19 protein-coding genes are annotated in these 24664 nt (G+C 72.0%); 9 read left to right on the forward strand and 10 right to left on the reverse strand.

The features are described from left to right. Positions 1 to 81 precede the first annotated feature (81 nt). Genes iolD through iolC form a run of 4 tightly spaced genes read right to left on the reverse strand, consistent with a single transcriptional unit; the run spans position 82 to position 4956 of the window. A complete protein-coding gene (gene iolD, locus ACFZAX_RS15385) occupies positions 82 to 2115 on the reverse strand; it encodes a 3D-(3,5/4)-trihydroxycyclohexane-1,2-dione acylhydrolase (decyclizing) (RefSeq protein ID WP_390961967.1) in 2034 nt (677 codons plus the stop codon). Next, a complete protein-coding gene (iolB, locus tag ACFZAX_RS15390; RefSeq protein ID WP_390961969.1) occupies positions 2037 to 2936 on the reverse strand; it encodes a 5-deoxy-glucuronate isomerase in 900 nt (299 codons plus the stop codon). The genes iolD and iolB overlap by 79 nt, the downstream gene beginning before the upstream one ends. After that, on the reverse strand, positions 2933 to 3856 hold the full coding sequence (locus ACFZAX_RS15395; RefSeq protein ID WP_390961970.1) for a deoxyribose-phosphate aldolase: 924 nt from the start codon (positions 3854 to 3856) through the stop codon (positions 2933 to 2935). The genes iolB and ACFZAX_RS15395 overlap by 4 nt, the downstream gene beginning before the upstream one ends. Then, the gene (gene iolC, locus ACFZAX_RS15400) at positions 3853 to 4956 is read right to left on the reverse strand and encodes a 5-dehydro-2-deoxygluconokinase (RefSeq protein ID WP_390961972.1); all 1104 of its coding nucleotides are present in this window, start codon (positions 4954 to 4956) and stop codon (positions 3853 to 3855) included. Before iolC ends, ACFZAX_RS15395 begins: the two co-directional genes overlap by 4 nt. A 232-nt stretch (positions 4957 to 5188) precedes the next feature. On the opposite strand from iolC, the gene ACFZAX_RS15405 reads away from it, so the two are divergent. Next, positions 5189 to 6115 (forward strand): TIM barrel protein, encoded by a 927-nt coding sequence (locus tag ACFZAX_RS15405; RefSeq protein ID WP_390961973.1) that lies wholly within the window; start codon positions 5189 to 5191, stop codon positions 6113 to 6115. Positions 6116 to 6345: 230 nt separating this feature from the next. Here the strand turns inward: ACFZAX_RS15405 and ACFZAX_RS15410 are convergent, their stop codons facing one another. Further along, on the reverse strand, positions 6346 to 7356 hold the full coding sequence (locus tag ACFZAX_RS15410) for a hypothetical protein (RefSeq protein ID WP_390961974.1): 1011 nt from the start codon (positions 7354 to 7356) through the stop codon (positions 6346 to 6348). Between the two features lie 219 nt (positions 7357 to 7575). Between ACFZAX_RS15410 and ACFZAX_RS15415 the strand changes: the two genes are divergently transcribed. Next, positions 7576 to 8394 carry a TetR family transcriptional regulator gene (locus ACFZAX_RS15415; protein ID WP_390961975.1) on the forward strand — a complete coding sequence of 273 codons (819 nt, stop codon included), beginning with the start codon at positions 7576 to 7578 and terminating at the stop codon, positions 8392 to 8394. Between the two features lie 366 nt (positions 8395 to 8760). Then, positions 8761 to 8970: a MarR family transcriptional regulator gene (locus ACFZAX_RS15420; RefSeq protein ID WP_390961976.1), complete on the forward strand. Its 210-nt coding sequence runs from the start codon at positions 8761 to 8763 to the stop codon at positions 8968 to 8970. 88 nt (positions 8971 to 9058) lie between these two features. Here the strand turns inward: ACFZAX_RS15420 and ACFZAX_RS15425 are convergent, their stop codons facing one another. Continuing rightward, entirely contained in the window at positions 9059 to 10129 is a 1071-nt protein-coding gene (locus ACFZAX_RS15425; RefSeq protein ID WP_390961977.1) for a zinc-binding dehydrogenase, read from the reverse strand. 117 nt (positions 10130 to 10246) lie between these two features. Then, positions 10247 to 12532 (reverse strand): MMPL family transporter, encoded by a 2286-nt coding sequence (locus tag ACFZAX_RS15430; RefSeq protein WP_390961979.1) that lies wholly within the window; start codon positions 12530 to 12532, stop codon positions 10247 to 10249. Positions 12533 to 12690: 158 nt separating this feature from the next. On the opposite strand from ACFZAX_RS15430, the gene ACFZAX_RS15435 reads away from it, so the two are divergent. From ACFZAX_RS15435 to ACFZAX_RS15455, 5 genes are all read left to right on the forward strand, one after another. Continuing rightward, the gene (locus ACFZAX_RS15435) at positions 12691 to 13596 is read left to right on the forward strand and encodes a TetR family transcriptional regulator (protein WP_390961981.1); all 906 of its coding nucleotides are present in this window, start codon (positions 12691 to 12693) and stop codon (positions 13594 to 13596) included. Between the two features lie 513 nt (positions 13597 to 14109). After that, entirely contained in the window at positions 14110 to 14268 is a 159-nt protein-coding gene (locus tag ACFZAX_RS15440; RefSeq protein ID WP_390961982.1) for a hypothetical protein, read from the forward strand. After that, complete coding sequence (locus ACFZAX_RS15445; protein WP_390961983.1) at positions 14220 to 14981, forward strand: PrsW family glutamic-type intramembrane protease; 762 nt, start codon at positions 14220 to 14222, stop codon at positions 14979 to 14981. The genes ACFZAX_RS15440 and ACFZAX_RS15445 overlap by 49 nt, the downstream gene beginning before the upstream one ends. 175 nt (positions 14982 to 15156) lie before the next feature. Next, positions 15157 to 15462: a cation transporter gene (locus ACFZAX_RS15450; RefSeq protein ID WP_390961985.1), complete on the forward strand. Its 306-nt coding sequence runs from the start codon at positions 15157 to 15159 to the stop codon at positions 15460 to 15462. 235 nt (positions 15463 to 15697) lie between these two features. Beyond that, a complete protein-coding gene (locus tag ACFZAX_RS15455) occupies positions 15698 to 18031 on the forward strand; it encodes a heavy metal translocating P-type ATPase (RefSeq protein ID WP_390961986.1) in 2334 nt (777 codons plus the stop codon). 637 nt (positions 18032 to 18668) lie between these two features. On the opposite strand, the gene ACFZAX_RS15460 is transcribed toward ACFZAX_RS15455, so the two are convergent. Then, positions 18669 to 19967: a citrate synthase gene (locus ACFZAX_RS15460; protein WP_390961987.1), complete on the reverse strand. Its 1299-nt coding sequence runs from the start codon at positions 19965 to 19967 to the stop codon at positions 18669 to 18671. A 224-nt stretch (positions 19968 to 20191) separates the two neighbouring features. Next, a complete protein-coding gene (locus tag ACFZAX_RS15465; RefSeq protein ID WP_390961988.1) occupies positions 20192 to 22435 on the reverse strand; it encodes an ATP-dependent RecD-like DNA helicase in 2244 nt (747 codons plus the stop codon). A gap of 365 nt (positions 22436 to 22800) precedes the next feature. On the opposite strand from ACFZAX_RS15465, the gene ACFZAX_RS15470 reads away from it, so the two are divergent. Next, entirely contained in the window at positions 22801 to 23238 is a 438-nt protein-coding gene (locus ACFZAX_RS15470; protein WP_390961989.1) for a hypothetical protein, read from the forward strand. 18 nt (positions 23239 to 23256) lie between these two features. Here ACFZAX_RS15470 and ACFZAX_RS15475 read toward each other — a convergent pair whose 3' ends face one another. After that, positions 23257 to 24393: a SpoIIE family protein phosphatase gene (locus ACFZAX_RS15475; protein WP_390961990.1), complete on the reverse strand. Its 1137-nt coding sequence runs from the start codon at positions 24391 to 24393 to the stop codon at positions 23257 to 23259. Positions 24394 to 24664 lie beyond the last annotated feature (271 nt).

The raw sequence follows: 24664 nt of genomic DNA on the forward strand, positions 1-24664 counted from the left end.
GAGACTTCGGGGACTTCGGGGACTTCGCAGGCTTCTCGGGTCGTCGGAACTTCGCCGTGCCGGAGCTGGGCCTTTCCGGCTTCAGAGACGGCGGTGCCGGGTCGCCCGTCGGCGGTCGTACACCTCGCGGGCCTCCACCGCCGCCGGGCGGGTGGCCGTCTCGGCGACGGGCACATCCCACCACGCCTGCGCCGGAGGCGGGCCCGGCACGTGGTCGGGGACGGGGCCACCGTGGTGGGCGGACGGCGGCGGGGCGAGGGCGACGTGGACGCAGACGGGGTGGTCGGCGGCCCGTGCCTCGGCGAGGGCGGCGCGGAGTTCGCCCACGGTTCGGGCGCGCAGGGACCGCATGCCGAGAGAGGCGGCGTTGGCGGCGAGGTCGAGCGGGAGCGGGTCGCCGGTGAACGCGCCGCCGGGGTCCCGGTGGCGGTAGTCGGTGCCGAAACGTTCGCCGCCGACGGCCGCCGAGAGCCCGCCGATGGAGGCGTAGCCGTGGTTGTCGAGCACCACGAGCTTGACCGGCAGCCGCTCCTGGACGGCGGTGACGATCTCGGTCGGGTTCATCAGGTACGTACCGTCGCCGACGAGCGCCCACACCGGGCGGCCGGGGGCGGCGAGCTGGACGCCGATGGCCGCCGGGATCTCGTAGCCCATGCAGGAGTAGCCGTACTCGACGTGGTACTGCCGGGGCGAACGGGCCCGCCACAGCTGGTGCAGGTCGCCGGGGAGGGAGCCGGCGGCGTTGATCAGCACGTCGTCCTCGGTGACGAGGGCGTCCAGCAGCCCGAGTACCTGGGTCTGGGTGGGTGCGGCCTCGGGATCGGGGGCGGCGAAGGCGGCGTCCACCCGGGCCTCCCAGCGCGCCTTGCCCTCCGTGTACGACCGCTGGTAGCCGGGGTCGACCCGGTGGCCGTGGGCGCCGAGGGCTGCGGCGAGTGCTTCGAGGCCGGCACGGGCGTCCGCGACGAGCGGGAGGGCGGCCTGCTTGTGGGCGTCGAACCCGGTGACGTTGAGGTTGACGAACCGGGTCGCCGGGTCGGGGAAGAGGGTGGCGGAGGCGGTGGAGAAGTCGGTCCAGCGGGTGCCGACACCGATCACCAGGTCGGCCTCGCGGGCCAGTTCGTCGGCGGTGGCGGTACCGGTGTGGCCGATGCCGCCGACGTCCTGCGGGTGGTCGTGGCGCAGGGTGCCCTTGCCCGCCTGGGTGGTGGCGACGGGGATGCCGGTGGCCGCGGCGAACGCGGCGAGGGTCTCCTCGGCGGCGCTGTGCCGCACCCCGCCGCCCGCGACGAGCAGCGGCCGGCGGGCGGCCCGCACCGCCCGGACGGCGCGGTCCAGCTCGTACGGGTCGGGGGCGGGGCGGCGTACGTGCCAGACCCGCTCGGCGAAGAACTCCTCGGGCCAGTCGTACGCCTCCGCCTGCACGTCCTGCGGGAGGGCGAGGGTGACCGCACCGGTGGAGACCGGGTCGGTGAGGGTGCGTACGGCCTGGAGCGCGGCGGGGATCAGCGCCTCGGGGCGGGTGATCCGGTCGAAGTACCGGGAGACCGGCCGCAGGCAGTCGTTGACCGACACGTCCCCCGCATGGGGGACTTCGAGCTGCTGGAGCACCGGGTCGGCGGGGCGGGAGGCGAAGGTGTCGCCCGGGAGGAGGAGGACGGGCAGGTGGTTGACGGTGGCGAGGGCGGCGCCGGTGACGAGGTTGGTGGCGCCGGGGCCGATGGAGGTGGTGACGGCGTGGGCGGAGAGCCGCCCGGACTGCCGGGCGTAGCCGACGGCCGCGTGGACCATGGCCTGTTCGTTGCGGCCCTGGAGGAAGGGCATCCCGGAACCGGCGTCCCGGGTGACCGGGGAGCCCGGGCCCTTGGCGTCCTCGGAGCCGCCGTACTCCAGAAGTGCCTGGCCGATGCCGGCGACGTTGCCATGGCCGAAGATGCCCCAGGTGGCGCCGATCAGCCGCTGCCGTGCTCCGTCGCGCTCGGTGTACTGCCGGGCGAGGAAGGCGATCAGGGCGTGCGCGGTGGTCAGACGGACGGTCACCTGCGGTCCTCCGGGGCGGCGTACAGCGGGAGCCGGGGGTCGGTCCCCCGGGTGTCCCAGGTCTCCCTGATCCATGCGTGGTCGGGGTGGTCGCGGATCAGCCAGGCGCGTTCCTCGCCCGGCCCCGCCATCACGTTGAGGTAGTACAGGGCACCCTCCGGGGGCGCGATGGACGGGCCGTGCCAGCCGTCGGGGACGAGGACGGCGTCGCCGCCGCGCACCTCGGCGAGCACGTCCGCGCCGCCGGGGCGGGACGGGGAGACGCGGTGGTAACCGGGGCCTCCGCGCTCCAGTTCGAAGTAGTAGATCTCCTCCAGCACCGACTCCACGCCGGGTTCGGCCTCGTCGTGCTTGTGCGGCGGGTAGGAGGACCAGTTGCCCGCCGGGGTGAGGACTTCGACGGCGATGAGCCGGTCGCAGCGGAAGGTGTCGGCGGCGGCGAAGTTGTTGACCTGCCGGGCGCAGGTGCCGGAGCCGCGCAGTTCGACAGGTACCTCCGGCGCGGGGCCGTAGCGAGCGGGGAGTTGTCGCTCGCACTTCGCTCCTGCCAGGGCGAAGCGGCCTCCCGCGCCGGAGGAGATCTGTGCGGTGGCATCGCGCGGTAGGTACGCGAAGTCGGCCACCCCACTGAACACGCTCTCACGGCCGGTGAGTTCAAAGATGTCACCTGCCGCGTGCACCGTACAGCCGCCGGTCAACGGCAGAACGATCCATTCGCTCTCCCCGGTGACGAATGTGTGAACTCCGCCCGGCGGCAGGTCGAGCACCCGAAGGCTCGAACGCTCCCATCCGGCCCGCTCCGGCCCGATGTCCAGGGCGTACGGAGCGTCTTCTGGGCCACCCCTCAGGTGCAGGGGGCGGTGGTGCGCCTCGTCGGTGCCGTGGTGGGTCGTCATGGTGTCTCCCTGCCCTCATCGGTGGTGCGCGGCCGGAGCAGCCCGACCGCCGTGTCGACGGCCCGCGCGACGTCCCCGTCCGGCGGGTAGAGCAGCGCCCGGCCCACCACGAGGCCGCGCACGGTCGGCAGCCGCAGGGCGCCGCGCCACTTCTCGTACGCCCCCTCCAGGTCGTCGCCGACCTCGCCGCCGAGCAGCACGGCGGGCAGCGTGGAGGTCTCCATCACCCGGGCCATGTCCTCGGGGTGCTCGGTGACCGGGACCTTCAGCCAGGTGTACGCGGACGAGCCGGCGAGCCCGGAGGCGACGGCGATGGCGGTGGTGACGGCCGGGATGCTGAGGTCCGTGCGGAGTCGGCCGTCCTCCCGGTGGCAGAGGAAGGGCTCCACGAAGACGGGCAGCCGGTGGGCGGCCATCGCGTCGATGGTGCGGGCGGCGGTGTGGAGGGTGTCGAGGGAGCCGGGGTCCTCGTGGTCGATGCGGAGCAGTAGCTTGCCCGCGTCGAATCCGCGCCGGGCGAGGTCGAGGGGGCGGAAGCCGGTGAAGCGGTCGTCCAGCTCGAAGGCGGCGCCCGCGAGGCCGCCCCGGTTGAGCGAGCCCATGACGACCTTGTCCTCCAAGGCGCCGAGGAGCAGCAGATCGTCCACGATGTCCGCGGTGGCGAGTACTCCGTCGACACCGGGGCGGGAGAGGGCGAGGCAGAGGCGTTCGAGGAGTTCGTAGCGGTGCGCCATGGCGAGGGCCCGGCCGCCGACGGCGAGCGCCCCGCGCGCCGGGTGGTCGGCGGCGAGGATGAGCAGCTGTCCGCCGGGGGGCGCGAGGGGCCGGCGACGCCTGCGGGAGGCGGCCTCCTCGATGGCCTCGGGGCGCTCGGCGCGCAGCCGTACGAGGTCGGCGAGTGAGGAGGCGGCCGGGCTCATGTGTCCGCCCCGGCCGGGAGCGGGGGCCGGGGCACGGGGCCGGGGCCGTCCGGTGCACCAGGTACGTCCGGTACGCCAGGTGCGTCCGGTACGTCCGGGGCGACCTCGCCGCGGGCGAGGGCGGCCTCCACCTCGGCGGGAAAGGGCATCGCGGACGAGCAGGCGAGCCGGGAGGCGACGATGGCGCCGGCGGCGTTGGCGTACCGCATCACGTGTCCGGTCTCCCATCCGGCGAGCAGCCCGTGGCAGAGGGCCCCGCCGAACGCGTCGCCCGCGCCGAGTCCGTTGACGACGCGCACGGGGAGCGGGGGCACCTCGGCGACCGTACCGTCACGGTGGACGGCGAGCACTCCCTTGGGCCCCTGTTTGACGACGGCCAGCTCGACTCCGGCATCGAGGAGCGCGCGGGCGGCGGCGTACGGTTCGCGCTCCCCGGTGGCGACGGCGCACTCCGCCAGGTTGCCGACGGCGACGGTGGCGAACGCGAGGGCTTCCCGGTAGCGGCGCGGTGCCTCGGGGTCCGTGTCGCCACCCGCCCAGAACATCGGCCGCCAGTCGAGGTCGAACACGGTGACGGGCCGCCGCTCCGGTACGCCGGGCGCCGGGGCCGTCCCGGGGCCGTCCGTACGGGCGTCGAGGGCGGCGAGGGTCGCGGTGCGGCTGGGTTCGGCGCTCAGGCCGGTGCCGGTGACCCAGAAGATCCGGGCGGCGCGCACCGCGTCCAGGTCGAGTTCGTCCGCGTGGATCTCCAGATCGGGCGCCTTGGGCAGGCGGTAGAAGTAGAGCGGGAAGTCGTCGGGCGGGAACAGCTCGCAGAAGGTGACGGGAGTCGGGTAGGCGGCCACCTCACCCACCCACCGGTCGTCCACCCCGAACTCCCGCAACTGGGCGCGCAGATACGCGCCGAAGGGGTCCCGTCCGGTGCGGGTGACGACGGCGGTGCGGAGTCCGAGCCGGGCGCCGGCCACCGCCACGTTGGAGGGCGAGCCCCCGAGGAACTTGCCGAAGGCGTCGACCTGGGCGAGGGACACCCCCGTCCGCAACGGGTAGAGATCCACCCCGATCCGGCCCATGGTGATCAGGTCGTACGGCTGAGGCATACGCATCCTTTCCGACGCCGCGCACCGATCCGGCCCGGATCGCGTCCACACGGATCCCGTCCGCCACGGATCACACCCGCCACGAATTCCGTCCGCCACTCATGGCATCCGCCACTCATGGCATCTGCCACGGACCACGGGGACAGCCCTACCCCGAAACACCGTCAACATTGGGCCGGGACATGCGGACGCGCCCTTGACTCCACCGGGACAGGGGCCGAGTGTGGCCGATATGACCCGTTCCGCACCCGCCTCCTCCCGTATCCGTATCGGCTCGGCACCCGACTCCTGGGGCGTCTGGTTCCCGGACGATCCGCGGCAGGTGCCCTGGCAGCGCTTCCTGGACGAGGTCGCGGCGGCGGGGTACGAGTGGATCGAGCTGGGACCGTACGGCTATCTGCCCACCGATCCCGCCCGGCTTGCCGACGAGACCCGGCGCAGGGGACTCTCGGTCTCCGCGGGGACCGTGTTCACCGGGCTGCACCACGGGCCGGCGGTCTGGGAACGGACCTGGGAGCACGTCGCCGGCATCGCCGGGCTGACCCGGGCGATGGGTGCGGAACACCTCGTCGTCATCCCGTCGTTCTGGCGCGACGACAAGACGGGCGAGGTGCTGGAGGACCGCACCCTCACCCCCGCGCAGTGGCGCGACCTCACCACCCAGACCGAGCGGCTCGGCCGGGAGGTACAGGACCGGTACGGGCTGCGGATCGTCGTCCACCCGCATGCCGACACCCACATCGACAGCGAGGAGAACGTCAGCCGGTTCCTCGACGCCACCGACCCCGATCTCGTCTCCCTCTGCCTGGACACGGGGCACTACGCGTACTGCGGCGGCGACAGCGTCGCCCTGCTGCGGACGTACGGGGAGCGGATCGGTTACCTCCATCTGAAGCAGGTCGATCCCGGGGTCCTGGCGAAGGTGGTCGCCGAGGAGCTGCCCTTCGGTCCCGCCGTCGCCCGGGGCGTGATGTGCGAACCGCCGCGCGGTGTACCGGCGCTGGAGCCGGTGCTCGAAGCGGCACGCGCGCTCGACACCGACCTCTTCGCCATCGTCGAGCAGGACATGTACCCCTGCGACCCGGACGCGCCGCTGCCGATCGCCCGCCGCACCCGCGCCTACCTCCGCTCCTGCGGCGCGCCGCCGTCCACGTCCTGACTCCACGACGCGGTGTGCCGCAGGGGGGAGGTAGGCGCGGGTGGTGTCCCACCCTCGCCTCCGCCCTCTCACCTCCGCCCTCTCACCTCCGCCCTCTCGCCTCCGCCTCCGCGTAGGGACGGCCGGTCAGGTCGGTCGGGTCAGGTCGGTCAGGTCGGTCGGGTCAGGTCGGTCAGGTCGGTCGGGTCAGGTCGGATCGGATCGGTCGGGTCGGGTCGGGTCGGGTCGGGTCACGCGAGTTGCGCCTGCGGTTCCGGCGAGGCAGCGGGGGCCCGGTGACCGCGCCGGTCCGCGATCAGCATCAGGGCGAGGCCGAACACGGCCCAGCAGCCGAGCACGAGAGCGGGTTCGACGGCACCGGTGCCGTCGAAGAACGCGTTGGCGCGCAGCAGGCTTCCGGAGGCACCCGGCGGGAGTATCTGTCCGAGCGTGGCCCAGCCGTTCGGCAGCCAGTGGGCCCCACTGCCCAGTCCGGAGAGCGGGTTACCGAGCAGCATGACCACGGCGGCACCGAGGCCGAATCCGGCCATCCCCATCAGCGCTTCGAGCCCGAGCAGGGTCATCACCAGGGCGGCCATGCCCAGGGACAGGCCGAGCCCGCTGAGCACGTAGTCGCCGTCGAGGGAGCCCGTGCCGAACTGGAGGAAGGCCGTGACCGCGAAACCGGCCAGCAGGGCGAAGGCGGCACCTCCGGCAAGGCGGCGGCGGAGTCCGGCGTGTCCGGGGAAGAGACGGGTGAGAATCACCGCGGGGATCATGCCGCCGAAGATCATGGGGAACGCCGCGGCGGCGAAGCCCGCACCCTTCGGATCGTCGGCCGTGAACGGCTTGAGGTCGGTGACGGTCACCTCGGCCTGCTGCTGGTGCGCGATCCCGTTCCCCACTGCGGTCACCGCGGCCGTGGGCTGCGCCCCTCCGGCAGTAGCCGTGTAGACGGTCACGTGCCCGGGGGCCAGTGCTATGCCGCCCATGATGTCGCGGTTCTCCATCGCGGCCTTCAAGGACGCCTCGTCGCCGTAGGTGGTCACGTTCCATTCGTCACCGGAAAGGGCGCCGGAGACGGCCCCGGCCGCCTGCGCGGACCCGGTGACCCCGACGGGAAGGTCATGGGGGCCACTGTTCACCGAGGGCAGAGCGAAGGCACAGAGCATGAGGATCACGACGGCGACCAGGCCCACCACCACGGCCATGACCTTGCGCGCCTGCCAGGCGGGTGCGGGCGGGGTGATTTGCTGGGTCATGGCGGATCTCCTTGCGAGGGGCCGGTGGGTGGATACCTGCGGGTCGTCGTGATGCGCAAAAGGCCGGGGAGGAACGAAGAGGCCGGCGTGGGGCGTCGGCAGCGGACGTCGCGCTCCGCGCGAGGCTCGGCGGCAGAGTGCGCGGCAGAGCAACGGTTCGCGCAGTCGCAGACCTCCGCCACAGGATCTGATACAAGAATACAAGGTACCTTGATGCGTGTGTCAAACGAAGAGTTCCACCCTGCGGTCCAGGTGCCGTCCGACCTCGTCGAGGCAGCCCTCCGGGCAGCGCGGACGCGCAGGACGGCCGTCGCCGACGTGTCGATGCAAGCCATCGCCCAGGAAGCGGGCATCTCCCGCAGCACCCTGCTGCGTCGCCTCGGGGGCTCCCGGCACGCCCTCGACGAAGCGGTCCGGGCCACCGGGGTCGACCCGGGCGGCCACAGGCCCGTGCGCGAGCGGGCCGTCGAAGCGGGAGCCGCCCTCATCAGCAGCGACGGACTGGCCGCGCTCTCCCTCGAACGCGTCGCGACGGCGGCCGAGTGCTCGGTGCACAGCCTCTACGCCGCGTTCGGCGGCCGGGACGGGATGATGCAGGCCATCTTCGAGCGGTACGGCCCGTTCGTGAACATCGAGGCAGCCCTGGCCGCCCACCCCGGGGACCTGCGGAGCACGGTCCGCGTGATCTACGCGCACCTCGCCCACGTCGTCGGCCTCGAACCCCGAGTGCTCCCCGCGATCCTCGCCGAGGTCCTGGCCCGCCCGGGGGACGACGCGACGCAGGCACTCGCGCGCCACATGGTCCCGCGCCTCTACGCGAGCATCGGCGAATGGCTGGCCTCAGAGGTCGCGGCGGGCCGCATCCGGGACCTGCCGCTCATCGCGCTCATCCACCAGATGTCGAACCCCCTGCTCATGCACCTCCTGCTCCGACCGGCCCTGGAACTCGTCCCCGGCCTCCAGATCCCGTCGGTCGAGGAGATGTGCGACGCCTTCGCCGACGCCTTCGTGCACGCCGTGGGGCTGCCCGACACCTGACCGGCCGACGGACCGGCCCCGGCCGCACGGCCCCACGACCGCCCCGGCCGCACGGGTCCCGCCCAACCGCCCGGCCGCACGGGTCCCGCCCAACCGCCCGGCCGCACGGGTCCCGCCCAACCGCCCGGCCGCACGGGTCCCGCCCAACCGCCGGGCCGCACGGGTCCCGCCCAGCAGCCCGCCCGTCTTCGCGGGACATGTACCGGTTGTGTACGGCATGCGTCACAGCTGCGCGACAACAACCGGCAGCCGGCGTTCCCGGTCGTTCGACAGAACACCACTGACCGATCGTCAGCCGGTGCACCGCAGCCCCCTCAGTCCCTCCTCACCGCTGCGGTGCGGCAACGCGCAGAGAGGCGAAACTCGATGACGGACAGCACGCTCTGGTCCTACAAGGACATCGCCGCGCACATCCGGGTCCTGCCGGACACCGTGCGCTCGTACCGCAAGCATGGCTTTCTTCCCGACCCCGACCAGGTGCGGGACGGCCGGCCCTACTGGTACCCGGACACCGTCCGCCACTGGGTCGCCCGCCGGCCCGGCAACCGCAACCGCGTCCGCACGCTCACCACGTAGGACCGGCTGAACGGTCACGCGCTGAACGTCACGCGCTGACGGGTCACGCGCTGACGGGTCACGCGCTGACGGGTCACGCGCTGACGGGTCACGCGCTGAACGCCCCGTGGCGAGTACGCCCCGGTTCGATGATCGTCACCCCCGCTCCCGGGGCCCCGCCCATCGCGGCGAGTGCCGCGGGGGCGTCGGCGAGACCGATGGCGGAGGTCACCAGAAGATCGGGGCGCAGGGTTCCCGCCCGGACCAGGTCCATCATCGGCGGGTAGTCGTGGGCGGCCATTCCGTGACTGCCGAGGATCTCCAGTTCCAGCGCGATCACGCGTGCCATCGGAACGGCCGGGTCCCCGACCGCCGTCGGCAGCAGTCCGACCTGCACATGGCGTCCGCGCCGGCGCAGGCTGCGTACGGAGGCGGCGCAGGTCAGCGGCGAGCCGAGGGCGTCGAGCGACAGATGCGCCCCTCCACCGGTGATGTCACGGACGACGGCGTCGGAGCCCTCCGGGTGGGCCGAGGCGTCCACGCACGCCGCCGCCCCGAACGACTTCGCCAGGTCGAGAGCGGCGGCCGAGACGTCCACGGCCACCACCCGGGCTCCGGCGGCTGCCGCGATCATCACGGCGGAGAGCCCCACCCCACCGCAGCCGTGCACCGTGACCCACTCCCCCGGTGCGACCCTGCCCTGACCGACGACCGCGCGGAACGCCGTGGCGAACCGGCACCCCAGGCCCGCCGCCGTGGCGAAGGAGAGTTCCTCGGGCACGGCGACCAGGTTGACGTCGGCGTGCTCCAGCGCGACGTACTCGGCGAACGAACCCCAGTGCGTGAAGCCGGGCTGGGTCTGGTGCTCGCACACCTGCTGCGCCCCCGAGGCGCAGGCCGCGCACCGCCCGCAGGCACAGACGAACGGAACGGTGACCCGGTCGCCGGGGCGCCAGCCGACGACTCCGGAACCGACCGCCTCGACCACTCCGGCGAGTTCGTGGCCCGGCACGTGCGGCAGGGTGATGCCGTCGTCGTGCCCCATCCAGCCGTGCCAGTCGCTGCGGCACAGCCCGGTCGCCTCGACCCGCACCACCACCCCCTGCGGGGCAGGAATGGGATCGGGCACCTCACGCACCCGCGCCTCCTGACCGAACTCCTCGAACACCACTGCCCGCATGGCCCCGCCCTTCCGTCACGTCTCGCGTCCCGGTGGAACGCCCGGTGATGCGCCCGGTGATGCGCCCGGTGGGGACGGTACGGTGTGTCGCCCTCTCGCGTCCCGCCGGACGGGGCGTCAACCGCCGCTGGAGATCGTGGTCCGGCCCGGGTCCTTCGGCGCTGTTCCGCCGGCACCGCCGTCCGCCCCCCGGCTGCCCGGTACGGGAGCGACGGTCCCGGCGGTTCGCGCGGTCGGGGCGGGCGCCGCTCCCTCGTCGAGGCCGACCCTCCGGTGGAGGGCGTGCAGCGGGGCGGGCGCCCACCAGGTGGCACGGCCCATCACCTTCATGACCGACGGGACCAGGAGGCTGCGCACCACCATGGCGTCCATCAGTACGGCCAGGGCGATGCCGAGTCCGAGCATCTTGATGTTGGTCACCCGTGAGGTCCCCATGGCGACCATCACCACGGCCAGGATCACGGCGGCCGCGCTGATGAGTCCGCCGGTCTGGCGCAGTCCGAAGGCGATGGAGCCCTCGTGGTCGCCGCTGCGGTCGTGCTCCTCCTTGATGCGGGAGAGCAGGAAGACGCCGTAGTCCATGGAGAGCCCGAAAGCGACGCAGAACATCAGCACGGGCAGGGTGGTCTCGATGTCGCCGGTGCTGGTGAAGGAGAGCAGTCCGGAGAGGTGGCCTTCCTGGAAGACCCAGACGACCGCGCCGAACATCGCCGTCAGGCTGAGGGCGTTGAGCACGACCGCCTGGACGGGGATGAGGATGCTGCCGGTGAGCAGGAAGACCAGGAGCAGGGTCACCACGGCGATGATGCCGACGGCCCAGGGGAGCCGTTCGGCGATGGCGTCCTTCGAGTCGACGAGTACGGCGGCGGTCCCGGTCACCGAGGCGTGGACAGGTGCGTCGAGCGCGCGGAGGTCGTGGACGAGCTTCTGGGCCTCCGGCCCGGCCGCCTTGCCCTCGGGCACCACGGTGTAGGTGGCGGAATCGCCGGCCGTCAGCGGCCCGTCCACCCGCGCCACTCCTTCCGTGGCGGCGATCCGCTCCCGGAGGGCCGCGTACTGGGCGGGGGTGGCGGCCTCTCGGACGAGCAGCGTGAGGCCGCCGCCCGGGGACCCGGGAAAAGCCTCGCGGATGTGGTCCTGCACCACGCGGGACGCGGAGTCCGCGGGGAGCTGGCGGTCGTCGGCCATCCCGAACCGTACGCCCAGGAAGGGCAGTCCCAGCAGGACGAGCGTCGCCGCGGTCACCAGGGCGAAGACCGGGGCGCGGCGCATCACCAGCGCGGCGAGACCGGCCCGCCCCCGGCCGGCCGTCCCCGGCCCCGCCGCCCGGACACCTCTTCCGCGAACCAGTGCGCGCCGCAGGTCCAGGGCGTCGACCCGGGGGCCGAGCAGCACCAGTGCGGCCGGAAGGACGATGAGGGCCGCCCCGGCGGCCAGGATCACCACGGCGATTCCGGCGTACGCGAAGGAGCGCAGGAAGTACTGAGGGAAGACGAGCATCGCGGAGAGCGAGACCGCGACCGTGAGTGCGGAGAAGAGCACGGTGCGCCCGGCCGTGCGGAGGGTGATGCCGACCGCGGAGCGGGGGTCGGCGCCGGAGGCCAGCTCTTCGCGGAACCGTCGCACGATGAACAGGGCGTAGTCGACAGCGAGTCCGAGGCCGAGGGCGGTCGTGAGGTTCTGCGCGAAGACGGAGACGTCGGTCAGCTCGGTGATACCGCGCAGCACGGCGCTGGTCCCGAGGATCGCCACGATGCCCACGCCGAGAGGGAGGAGGGCCGCCACCGCGCTGCCGAAGACCATCACCAGCAGGACGAGAGTGACCGGCAGGGCGACCATCTCCGCCCTCAACAGGTCCTCCTGAATGATCGACTGCATCTCGTGCCGTACGGCGATCAGCCCACCGATGGAGACCTTCACCGGCCCGTGACCCCCCTCGAAGAGCGGGGTGATCCGGTCGAGCGTCTCTCCGGAGCCCTTCTCATCGCCGGTGATGTGGGCAGCGATCAGCGCTTCGTGTCCGTCCCGGGCGCGCAGGGCGGGGGCGGGAGTCTGCCAGTACGAACCGACGCCGGTGACCCCCTGCTGGGCGGCCAGGCGTGCGGTGAGACGCGAGGCCTCGGCCACCACCGCCGGATCGTCGACCGAGGCCCGCCCGCTGTCGACCAGCAGCAGGAGATTGGGCTGGGAGGCGGGGAATTCCTTCTCCAGCGCCCGGGTCGTCCAGGTCGATTCGGCGTCCGGGGCCTCCCAGCCGCCGCTGCCCATCCGGTCGCCGACACCGCTGCCCGCGAACACCGCGAGCGCGGTGAAGAGGAGCGCCGCGAGCAGGGCGAGCCGAGGCCGCGCCGTCACGAAACGGGTCCAGCCACCGAGCCGCCGCGGGCTCTCGACTACGGACATGATGCGGTGCCCCCTCCACCAGGCCCGGGCTGCGCGGGGCAGCACGGGTCGGCCACTGCCACATAGACTGGCAAACACGAGTGGTCGCTCGCGTTTCTCAAGAATGCGAGTGCCCGCTCGTGTTTGTCAATCACTCTCTCGTGGGTTGGGGATGAAGCATGTCTGAGGCCGGAGCAGAGCGGGCCGCCACCGCGGCGGCAAAGGGATCGACCGCCGAGGAGTCGACCGCCGAGGAGCCGACCACGGAGGAGTCGACCACGGGGGACGCGACCGCGGAGGACGCGACCGCCGCGGAATCGGCCACCGGGGATACGACCACCGGGAAATCGACCACCGGGAAATCGGCCACCGGGGATGCGACGCCGAAAAAGTCGGGGGCGCGGGACGGAGTACGCACGGGCGCCGCCCCGGACTGCGCCGGGAGCACCCGGACCCCCCGCCGTCGCCAGGCGCGCGGCGAGGCCCGGATGGCCCAGCTGCTGGCCGCCGCCGCCGACGTGTTCCGCACGCAGGGCTACACCGCCGCCAGCACCAACGCCATCGCCCGCGAGGCCGGCGTCTCGCCCGGCACGCTCTACCAGTTCTTCCCCAACAAGGAGGCGATCGCCGTGGAGCTCGGCGACCGCCTCCTGCACCGCTGGCAGGAGACGTACGGCGAGGCCATCACCCTGAGCCACTCCGAACTCGCGCTGGACCGACTGCTCGACACGGTGCTCGATCCGCTGATCGCCTTCAACACGGAGAATCCGGCGTTCTGCGTCCTGATGCACGGCGGGGAGGTGCCCGGCCGCATCACCGAGAAGCACGACCTCGTGCACGACGCGATGCTCACCCGCGTCGAAGCCCTCCTCGCGGGTTACCTGCCGGAGCTTCCCGACGCGCAGATACAGCGCGTCGGCGTCATGTCCTTCCAGCTGTTCAAGGCCGGAATCGACCTGATCATGACGCACGAGGGTGAGGAACGGGAGGCGTACGCCCGCGAGCTGAAGGCGGTGATGTTCCGCTACCTCAACCCCCTGCTCGACGAGGCGAACCGGCTCTCCCGCACCCCGGATTCCGCCTGACCACCCCGACCGCGCGGCACGGGACGCACCACGACGCGAGGCACAGCGGCGGACGGCGGCGCGATGCGGGGAGCGGCAGGGCCATCGCTCACTGGCATATGCCCCGGAACATCCCAAACAGTGCGATGACATGCCCCACCAACGACCGTCACGCGCCGACGACACGCCCTTCGCGTTCCGGCCCTGACGCGCCCGAACACAGCCCATAGGCTGTGCGAACCTCAGGCGATTCACCCCGATCGTCATGACATCAACCGATCCAGCGCGATCTCCCCTTTCCCGACCCCTCTCACGCCCCCTCCCGCCCTTCCCTCCCGGGAGCCGGGAGGCCCCCCGTCTGGAGCCGGCGTGCACTGGTCCTCCTCCGACGACCCTCCGTCTCCGTCTCCGCCACCGCTACCGCCACCGCCACCGCCACCGCCACCGCAATCGTCACCACCCGGGCCCCCGCCCGCCCCGCCGGGCGCGCCCCGGCCGCCGCCCGGCCTGTGGCGGCGCTGCCTCTGGGGAGGGGTGGTCTCGTGGGCCCTCGCCGTCGGCGCCACGTACCTGACCGAGAACTCCACCCTGTTGCCGACGCTGATCCTGCTCGGCAGCTTTCTCGTGCCGGCCGTGTTCGTACTGTGGGCGCACGAGCGGCACGAAACGGCGAGGACCTCGGGCCGTCGCTGATCCTGGGCTCGTTCCTGACGGGCGGAATCCTGGGGGTGCTGGGCGCCTCGGTCCTGGAGTACTACCTGCTGCACCGGGCCACGGTCTGGCTGTTCCTCGGCGTCGGGCTGATCGAGGAGGCGGTGAAGGTGGGCGCCCTGATGTTCGTACTCCGCCGCCACCACTCCGTTCACGGCCGCAGGGCCGGGCTGGTACTGGGCGCCACGGTGGGGTTCGGTTTCGCGGCATTCGAGAGCGCCGGGTACGCCTTCGACGCGGCGGTCACGCTGGAGGGCATCAACCTGCGGGCGCTGCTGGAGACCGAGGTGCTGCGCGGGGCGCCCTCCCCCTTCGGGCACGGCCTGTGGACAGCGATCGTCGGTGGGGTCCTGCTGGTCCACCGCGGGGCGAACGGCCGGTTCCGTTTCCCGCCGACGGTCCTCGGAACCTTCCTCGGGGTGCCCGTCCTGCACGCCCCGTGGGACTCGATGCGGGGTATCGCGGTCTGGCTGGTCGCCCGGGTCACCGGTGACGGGCAGGTGGATTCGATTCCGGCCCGAGGGTTCCTGGAGGACCCGTCCGACCAGCAGCCGCACCTTTTCACCCTGATCCCGGTGGGCGGCACGGTGGCGACCACTCCGGTCGGGGTCTGCTGGCTCCGTGTCCTCGTCGTTCGGTCGCGGCGGGAGCGGGCACGAGAGGCGTCGGCGGCCGGAGCGAGGCGCTCGCCTTGATACCCCCTAGGGGTATAGTCTGGAGAGTGAGGCAAGGAGGCCCCGGAGTAGCCCGGGTGCGCACCGGATGCCCTTGACGCCTCATACAACGCTCAATGTGCCGATTTGTTGCGCTTTCGACTTGCGGCCCTCGCCGCGGTCCACGCCCTTCGGCGCCCGATCAGAGGAGAACACCATGACCGCCGAGACCGAGACCCCCCAGGCCGCCGCCCGCTCCTGCTGCTCGTCCGGGGCCGACCACGGCGCCCCCGCCGAGGTGGCGATCGACTCGGTCACCGCGGTGTACGAGGTCAAGGGCATGACCTGCGGTCACTGCGAGGGCGCCGTCTCCGAGGAGATCTCCGCCATCGACGGGGTGACCGAGGTGAAGGCCGCCGCCGCGAGCGGGCAGGTGACCGTCTCCTCCCGTGCGCCGCTGACCGAGGAGGCCGTGCGCGCCGCCGTCGACGAGGCGGGCTACGAGTACGTCGGCAAGGTCTGACCGACACCGCCCCCGACGGCCCGGACGACAACGGCCCGGACAAAGACGGCCCGGACAACCACGACCCGGACGACTACGGCCCGGACAGCTGAGACCCGGTCGGCAACGGCCCGGACAGCACCCCGCCGGGGAGCGTCGCCCGGACCGCCGCCCCACCCACCATCCTTCGGGCCGGACGCCACCAGCAGATACTGGTGGGGTACGGCCCTGAAGTGTTTCCCCCAGGAGTTCGGACATGGCCAGCACCACCACAGCCGAGGTCACCACAGCCGGGGTCCCGGCCCCGGAAGTCTCCGAGACCGAGCTGATGATCGGCGGCATGACCTGCGCCTCCTGCGCGGCGCGGGTGGAGAAGAAGCTGAACCGGATGGACGGCGTGACCGCCACGGTCAATTACGCGACCGAGAAGGCCCGCGTCTCCTTCGGCCCCGACACGGACCTGGCGGACCTCGTCGCGACCGTCGAGCGGACCGGCTACACCGCCACCCCGCCCGCACCGCCACCGCCACCCGCGCCGGAGCCCGTGGCGTCCGCCGCCATACCCGGCGAAGCAGCCGGGGCGGAGGCCGGGGCGCCCGGCAACGACGCGGAGAACGGGCAGGACGGCCCCCTCGCCGCCCTCCGGCAGCGCCTGATCGTGTCGGTGCTGCTCTCCGTGCCGGTGGTCCTCCTGGCGATGGTCCCGGCGCTCCAGTTCGACAACTGGCAGTGGCTCTCGCTGACGCTCGCCGCTCCGGTGGTCGTCTGGGGCGGGCTGCCGTTCCACCGCGCGACCTGGACCAACCTCCGGCACGGCGCCGCCACCATGGACACGCTGGTCTCGGTCGGCACGTTGGCGGCCTTCGGCTGGTCGCTGTGGGCGCTCTTCTTCGGCGACGCCGGGATGCCCGGCATGCGGCACGGCTTCGACCTGGTGGCCTCCCGGGCCGACGCGTCCTCCGCGCTCTATCTGGAGGTCGCGGCCGGGGTGGTGAGCTTCATCCTGCTCGGTCGTTATCTGGAGGCCCGGTCCAAGCGGAAGGCGGGTTCGGCGCTGCGGGCGCTGATGCACCTCGGGGCGCGGGACGTGGCGGTCCTGAGGAGCGACGGTACGGAGGTACGCGTCCCGGTCGCCCGGCTCGCGGTGGGCGACCGGTTCGTGGTGCGGCCCGGCGAGAAGATCGCCACCGACGGCACGGTGGCCGAGGGCGAGTCCGCGGTGGACGCCTCGATGCTCACCGGCGAGTCGGTGCCGGTCGACGTGGGTCCCGGGGCCGCGGTCACCGGGGCGACGGTGAACGTCTCGGGCCGGCTCGTCGTGGAGGCGACCCGGGTCGGGGCCGACACGCAGCTCGCCCGGATGGCCCGGCTCGTGGAGGACGCCCAGAACGGCAAGGCGGAGGTCCAGCGGCTCGCCGACCGGGTGTCGGCGGTCTTCGTACCGGTGGTGCTGCTGATCGCGGTGGCCACGCTGGTCACCTGGCTGCTGGTGACGAGCGACGTGACGGCCGCGTTCACGGCCGCGGTCGCCGTACTGATCATCGCCTGCCCCTGCGCCCTGGGGCTCGCCACTCCCACCGCCCTGATGGTCGGTACGGGGCGCGGCGCCCAACTGGGCATCCTGATCAAGGGTCCCGAGGTTCTGGAGACCACCCGGCGCATCGACACGATCGTGCTCGACAAGACCGGCACCGTCACCACCGGCCGGATGGCACTCCGGGCGGTGCACACCGCGCCCGGGACGGACGAGGACGAGGCGCTGCGGCTGGCCGGGGCGCTGGAGCACGCATCGGAGCACCCGGTCGCCCGCGCGGTGGCCGCCGCGGCGGCGGAGCGTCTGGGGGCGCTGCCGTCCGTCACCGGCTTCGGGAACACCCCCGGGCTCGGCGTACGCGGCACGGTGGACGGCCGTACGGTCCTCGTCGGCCGGCCCGCGCTCCTGGCGGAAGCCGGGATCGCCCTGCCGCCGGTGCTGGAGTCGGCGCTCGCCGGGGCCACCGGAGCCACCGCGGTGGTGGTCGGCTGGGACGGGGAGGCCCGCGCGGTCCTGGAGGTCGCGGACACCGTGAAGGAGAGCAGCGCAGAGGCGGTCGCCGAGCTGCGCCGCCTGGGCCTGCGCCCCGTGCTGCTGACCGGTGACAACCGGGCCGTGGCCGAATCCGTGGCACGCGCCGTCGGGATCGACGAGGTCTACGCCGAGGTGCTGCCCCAGGAGAAGGTGGAGGTCGTGCGAAGGCTCCAGGCGGAGGGCAGGTCGGTCGCGATGGTCGGTGACGGCGTGAACGACGCCGCCGCTCTCGCCACCGCGGATCTGGGGCTGGCGATGGGCACGGGGACGGACGCGGCGATCGAGGCGAGCGATCTCACATTGGTACGTGGAGATCTCAAGGTGACCGGGGCCGCGATCCGCCTCTCGCGGCGTACGCTGTCCACCATCAGAGGCAACCTCGTCTGGGCCTTCGGGTACAACGTGGCGGCCCTGCCGCTTGCTGCGTTCGGCCTGCTCAACCCGATGATCGCGGGAGCCGCCATGGCGTTCTCCTCCGTGTTCGTCGTGACGAACAGCCTGCGCCTGCGCTCCTTCACGTAATTTCCACAAAGAGATCTAGATCACATCGATTTGAGGGTAACCATTCAATGGGTTCGTGAGTCTTAGAGTGCGATGCCAAGGATGTCTTGGGGGACGTCCGATGAAGTGTCTTGGGGGACGCTTCATGGCAAGCGTTGGCCGGGGCACGTGCATCGGGGAGCTTTGAGCGGCCCTCCCGTACGTACCCCGGCGGACCGCAGCAGGACAAGGGAGTGCAGACTCCCTGAGGACGCCCGGCCGGATCCCGTGGGGGGAATCCGCTCCGGGATATGGGAAGCGCCCTGTTCGTCGACCCGTGGGGGGATCGACGGCGGGGCGCTTCCTGCTATTTCCGGCCAGTTCGGGCGGAGACCCGCCCGGGGCACCGGCCCCAGGACGCCGAATCGCCCCGGACACCGCGCTCTGGGTGAGCGCGGCACGCGGGGCGAAGGCAGTCGGCCGAGGAGGCCGGGCGGTGCGGTGGTGCGGGTACTTCGATCAGTGCGGGCACTGCGGGGCAGCAGGTACTACGAGCCCTACGGGCGACGCCGAGGAGCGACTACGTCGAGCGGCCCTACGGGTACGGCGCCACGTGGCTCGTGCGGTCGTCGCGCCGTACCGGTGCACCCGGGCACCCGAAGGCACCGGACGGGTCGCGTCAGCGGCCCTCGACCGGGACGAAGTCACGGAGGACCTCGCCGGTGTAGATCTGGCGCGGGCGGCCGATGCGGGATCCCGGCTCCTTGATCATCTCGTGCCACTGGGCGATCCAGCCGGGGAGGCGGCCGATCGCGAAGAGCACGGTGAACATCTCGGTCGGGAAGCCCATGGCCCGGTAGATCAGACCGGTGTAGAAGTCCACGTTGGGGTAGAGGTTGCGCGAGACGAAGTACTCGTCGGAGAGCGCGTGCTCCTCCAGCTTGAGCGCGATGTCGAGCAGCTCGTCGGACTTGCCGAGGGCCGACAGGACGTCGTGCGCGGCATCCTTGATGATCTTGGCGCGCGGGTCGAAGGACTTGTACACCCGGTGGCCGAAGCCCATCAGGCGGACGCCGTCCTCCTTGTTCTTCACCTTGCGGATGAAGGAGTCGACGTCGCCGCCGTTGGCCTGGATGCCTTCCAGCATCTCCAGCACGGACTGGTTGGCGCCGCCGTGCAGCGGGCCCCACAGGGCGGAGATGCCGGCGGAGATCGAGGCGAACATGTTCGCCTGCGAGGAGCCGACCAGACGCACGGTGGAGGTCGAACAGTTCTGCTCGTGGTCCGCGTGCAGGATGAGCAGCTTCTCCAGCGCCGAGACGACGACCGGGTCCAGCTCGTACTCCTGGGCGGGGACCGAGAAGGTCATGCGCAGGAAGTTCTCGACGTAGCCGAGGTCGTTGCGCGGGTAGACGAACGGGTGACCGATCGACTTCTTGTACGCGTACGCCGCGATCGTCGGGAGCTTCGCCAGCAGGCGGATCGTCGAGAGGTGACGCTGCTCCTCGTCGAACGGGTTGTGGCTGTCCTGGTAGAAGGTGGACAGCGCGCTGACGACCGAGGACAGCATGGCCATCGGGTGGGCGTCGCGCGGGAAGCCGTCGAAGAACCGCTTGACGTCCTCGTGGAGCAGGGTGTGCTGGGTGATCTCGTTCTTGAAGGTCGACAGCTCGTCGACCTTCGGAAGCTCACCGTTGATCAGCGTGTACGCGACCTCAAGGAAGGTCGAGCTCTCGGCGAGCTGCTCGATCGGGTACCCGCGGTAGCGGAGGATGCCCTGCTCACCGTCGAGGTAGGTGATGCCGGATTTATAGGCGGCGGTGTTGCCGTAGCCGCTGTCCAGCGTCACGAGGCCGGTGTTGGCCCGCAGCTTCCCGATGTCGAAGCCCTTGTCGCCGACGGTGCTGTCGATCACCGGGTAGGTGTACTCGTCATCGCCGTACCGCAGTACTACAGCGTTGTTGGTGTGCTCGCTCACGTCATCCCTCACCGACGTAGTGCCTCTTCTTCGAGGTGCCCTGACTAGGTGCCCTGTGCCCTGACTGTCTTCACCCTCCCCCATTTGGCTCAGGAGAGTGCACTCGGGGTCGTCCATTGGACCTATTGGCGGCACTGAGTGCCGCCAACTTAGTCATCCTGCCCCCTTGCCGGTGGTTCCGGAAGCCCCGCGTGATGTTTCCCACCGATTTGATCGATCATTTTTTACGGTGAGTCTCCCCCCGCCCCTCCCCTGAGCCGGAAATCCAGCGCCGTACAGCGTCTTCCGGCGGAAACCGTGCGGACGGCCTGCCCGATCGCTTTGCGGGAGCCGACCAGGACCACGAGCCTCTTGGCCCGGGTCACCGCCGTGTAGAGGAGGTTGCGCTGGAGCATCATCCAGGCGCTGGTGGTGACGGGGACGACGACGGCCGGGTACTCGCTGCCCTGGGAGCGGTGGATCGTCATGGCGTAGGCGTGGGCCAGCTCGTCGAGCTCGTCGAAGTCGTAGCCGATCTCCTCGTCCTCGTCGGTGCGCACGGTCAGCCGCTGCTCGTCGGTGTCGAGCGAGGTCACGACGCCGACGGTGCCGTTGAAGACGCCGTTCTCGCCCTTCTCGTAGTTGTTGCGGATCTGGGTGACCTTGTCGCCGACCCGGAAGACCCGGCCGCCGAACCTCTTCTCCGGCAGCTCGGGGCGGCCCGGGGTGATGACCTGCTGGAGCAGGCCGTTGAGGTGCCCGGCGCCGGCCGGGCCCCGGTGCATCGGGGTGAGCACCTGGATGTCGCGGCGCGGGTCGAGGCCGAACTTCTTCGGGATGCGGCGGGCCGCCACGTCCACGGCGAGCACCCCGGCGTCCTCCGTCTCGTCCTCCACGAAGAGGAAGAAGTCGTCGAGACCCTGGGTGAGCGGGGGCTGTCCGGAGTTGATGCGGTGGGCGTTGGTGACCACGCCGGACTGCTGGGCCTGGCGGAAGATCCGGGTCAGCCGGACGGCCGGTACGGGTCCGCCCTCGGCGAGCAGGTCCCGCAGCACCTCGCCCGCGCCGACCGACGGCAACTGGTCCACGTCGCCCACCAGGAGGAGGTGGGCACCGGGTGCCACCGCCTTCACGAGCTTGTTGGCGAGCAGCAGATCGAGCATGGACGCCTCGTCCACGACCACCAGATCGGCGTCGAGCGGGCGGTCCTTGTCGTACGCGGCGTCCCCGCCCGGCTTCAGTTCGAGGAGCCGGTGCACGGTGGACGCCTCGGCGCCGGTCAACTCGGAGAGGCGCTTCGCGGCCCGTCCGGTGGGGGCGGCCAGCACGACCTTCGCCTTCTTCGCGCGGGCCAGCTCGACCACGGAGCGTACGGTGAACGACTTCCCGCACCCCGGTCCGCCGGTCAGCACGGCCACCTTGTGGCTCAGCGCGAGCCGGACCGCCGCCTCCTGCTCGGGTGCGAGGGTGGCGCCGGTCCGCCGGGCCAGCCACTGCAGCGCCTTCTCCCAGTCCACGTCCTTGAAGGCGGGCATCCGGTCCTCCTGGGTCCGCAGCAGCCGGCGCACCTGCCCGGCGAGGGAGAGCTCCGCCCGGTGGAAGGGCACGAGGTAGACGGCCGTCACCGGCTCGCCGCCCTCCGGCGACGGCACCTTCTCGCGCACGACGCCCTCCGGGTCGGCGGCGAGTTCGGCGAGGCACTCGATGACCAGCCCGGTGTCGACCTGGAGCAGCTTCACGCCGTCCGCGATCAGCCGTTCCTCGGGGAGGTAGCAGTGGCCCTGGTCGGAGGACTGGGAGAGGGCGTACTGCAGTCCGGCGCGCACGCGTTCCGGGCTGTCGTGCGGGATGCCGACCGCCTGCGCGATCCGGTCGGCGGTCAGGAAGCCGATGCCCCAGACGTCGGCGGCCAGCCGGTAGGGCTGGTTCTTCACGACGGAGATCGAGGCGTCCTCGTACTTCTTGTAGATCCGCACCGCGATCGAGGTCGAGACCCCGACCGACTGGAGGAAGATCATGACCTCCTTGATCGCTTTCTGCTCCTCCCAGGCATCGGCGATCTTCTTGGTGCGTTTCGGGCCGAGCCCGGGGACCTCGACGAGCCGCTTGGGCGCGTTCTCGATGATGTCGAGGGTGTCGGTGCCGAAGTGGGTGGTGATCCGGTCGGCCATGACCGGGCCGATGCCCTTGATCAGCCCGGAACCGAGGTAGCGGCGGATGCCCTGGATGGTGGCGGGGAGCACCGTCGTGTAGTTCTCCACGACGAACTGCTTGCCGTACTGCTGGTGGGAGGCCCAGCGGCCCTCCATCCGGAGCGACTCCCCCGGCTGCGCGCCGAGCAGCGAGCCCACCACGGTGAGCAGGTCGCCGCCGCGCCCGGTGTCGACGCGGGCGACGGTGTACCCGTTCTCCTCGTTGGCGTAGGTGATCCGCTCCAGGACCCCTTCGAGGACTGCCAGGCTGGGGGGCGGGGTGGGCGCGTTGGGCATGGATCGACGGTATCGGGTGGCGCCGACACCTGTAGGGGGGAGGAGCCGGGACGACGGCCCGGCCGGGGTGTCCCGGCCGGGCCGCTGCCCCACCGAGGCGCCGCGCCACCGCCCCCGCCCCCGTAACCGCCGTCGCCACCGCCACCGCCACCGCCACCGCCACCGCCACCGCCCGAAAACCGGTGGAACCGCATCTCCGTGCGCCGTTACGGTGCTTCCGCTCCGCTCCCCCCCCGTGGTCACCCGTCGGAGGACACGCCGATGTACACGAAGTGAGACACCCCGAGCGCTGTTCCTTCGCCCGTCGCCCCCGTGCGCCGGGCTCCTTCTCGCTGCGGCTCTCTCACTGAAACCGGTGTATCTCCATGTCCAGGAACTGGGTCGTCGTGCCCGCCGTCCGCCTGCTCACCACCTGCACGCTCACCCCGTGGCCACTCGGAACCTCTCCGCTCGCCGACCGCCCGCCGGCCGTGGTCCGTCGTGGTGACGGCTGCCGCACCGCGCCGGGCACCGGGTTCGGGGCCACCGCCGGACTCGCCGCCCCGAGGAGGACGGCCGTGCCGCGCTTCGAGCTTCCGAGCCCACTGCTCGACGCCGGTCTCCGCCGGGCGGCAGCGCCCCTCGCGAACCGGCGCGAGCGACGCCGCACCGCAGATTCGGACCGGACCGGGCGCCCGGCCTGGCAGTCGCCGTACGGTCCGCCGCTCGTCCGTGCGCACCGCGTTCGGTGGGCGCCCGTGCCGGGGCGGGCCGACTCCTCGGCCGCCGTACGGCACGGATTCCCGTGCGGGCGCTGCGAGTGATCCGGGAGGAGGCCCGGGTCACGCCGGGCGCGCGGCGGGACGCTCGATGACGATCATGGCGGCGTCGTCGCCGAGCCGCCCGCCGACCCAGTCCATCAGGTCGCGTCGGAGGCGGCCGAGGAAGGCGTCCGCGTCGCGCTCGGTCCAGCCGGTGATGCGCTCGGCGAGCGGGTAGAAGGTGCCGGTGGCGTCGCGGGCCTCGGTGACGCCGTCGGTGTACAGCAGCAGAAGGCTTCCCGGCTCGAACGGGAAGCTGTCGACGTGGTACCTCGGGCGCGCCAGTTCCCCCAGGCCCAGCGGAGGCGCGGGGTGGAGGACGTCCACCGTCGTCGGCCGTCCGTCGCGCAGGACGACCGGCGGCGGATGCCCGCAGGCGACCATCTCGACCCGGCCGCCCTGGTCGGGGATGTCCAGGACGGTGGCGGTGATGAACGTTTCTCCGTAACGGCCGGCCTCACCCGGCTCCACGAGGTCCCAGCACACGCTCCGGTCGAGGTAGCTCACCAGCTCGCCCAGGTTCGACCGGCGGTGGGCGGCGACACGGAACGCGCCGAGGAGCAGGGCGGCGTCGTTCACCGCGGTCATCCCCTTGCCGCGCACGTCTCCGATGATCAGCCGGGTGCCGGAGGCGGTACGCGCCACCGCGTACAGGTCCCCGCCGATCTGGGCCTCGGCCTCGGCGGCGAGGTAGAGCGAGGCGACGCGCAACGGTCCGAGTCTCTTGGGCAGCGGCGGCAGGACCACGCGCTGGGCGGACTCGGAGACGTACCGAACCTGCGCCAGTTCCTTCGCCCGGCGCTCCCTCAGTACGCAGAAGATCACCAGCAGGGCGCCGACGAGCAGCAGGGCGACGACCTGGGCCTGGTGGTTGGTGGAGAGCAGTTCGCCGGGATCACGTACCAGCCCGATGGCCGTCTGCGCGAGCGCCGCCAGTACGGCGATCAGACCCACCGTCCGGGGCCCGGCGAACGACGCCGTGACCGCCGGGGCCGCGACGAGCAGCGGGCCCAGGTGGATGTCGTCGGGCGCGAGAAGGTCGATCAGCGACACCGCGACGATCCAGAGGACCGGGACGGCGATCAGGAACCGGCTCCGGCTCCCGCGCACCACGCGGCCTCGCCCCTCCCGACGAGGTCCTTCGCCGTGCTGTGACATGACTCCTCTCTACACCGCCCGCACCCGGCCCGCACGCAGAACGAGGCGGGGGCAAAGTGACTGCGGCGGTCCCGCGCGACCCCGGCGCCGGGCTCCCACGACGTCACGCCTTCGAGCGACGAGAGGGCCACCGGAACACCACATCCCGCCCTGAAGGAGGGAATGTTCGGCCTTGACAGCGGTCCCGCCGGGCGCCCTCCTGTCCATACCAAACGTTGTCCCTCAGGGGGCTCGCCGGCGTATCCCGCGCCACGACCGACAGGAGCACCTT

This window comes from Streptomyces sp. NPDC008125 (assembly GCF_042957125.1).
Taxonomy (GTDB): Bacteria; Actinomycetota; Actinomycetes; order Streptomycetales; family Streptomycetaceae; genus Streptomyces.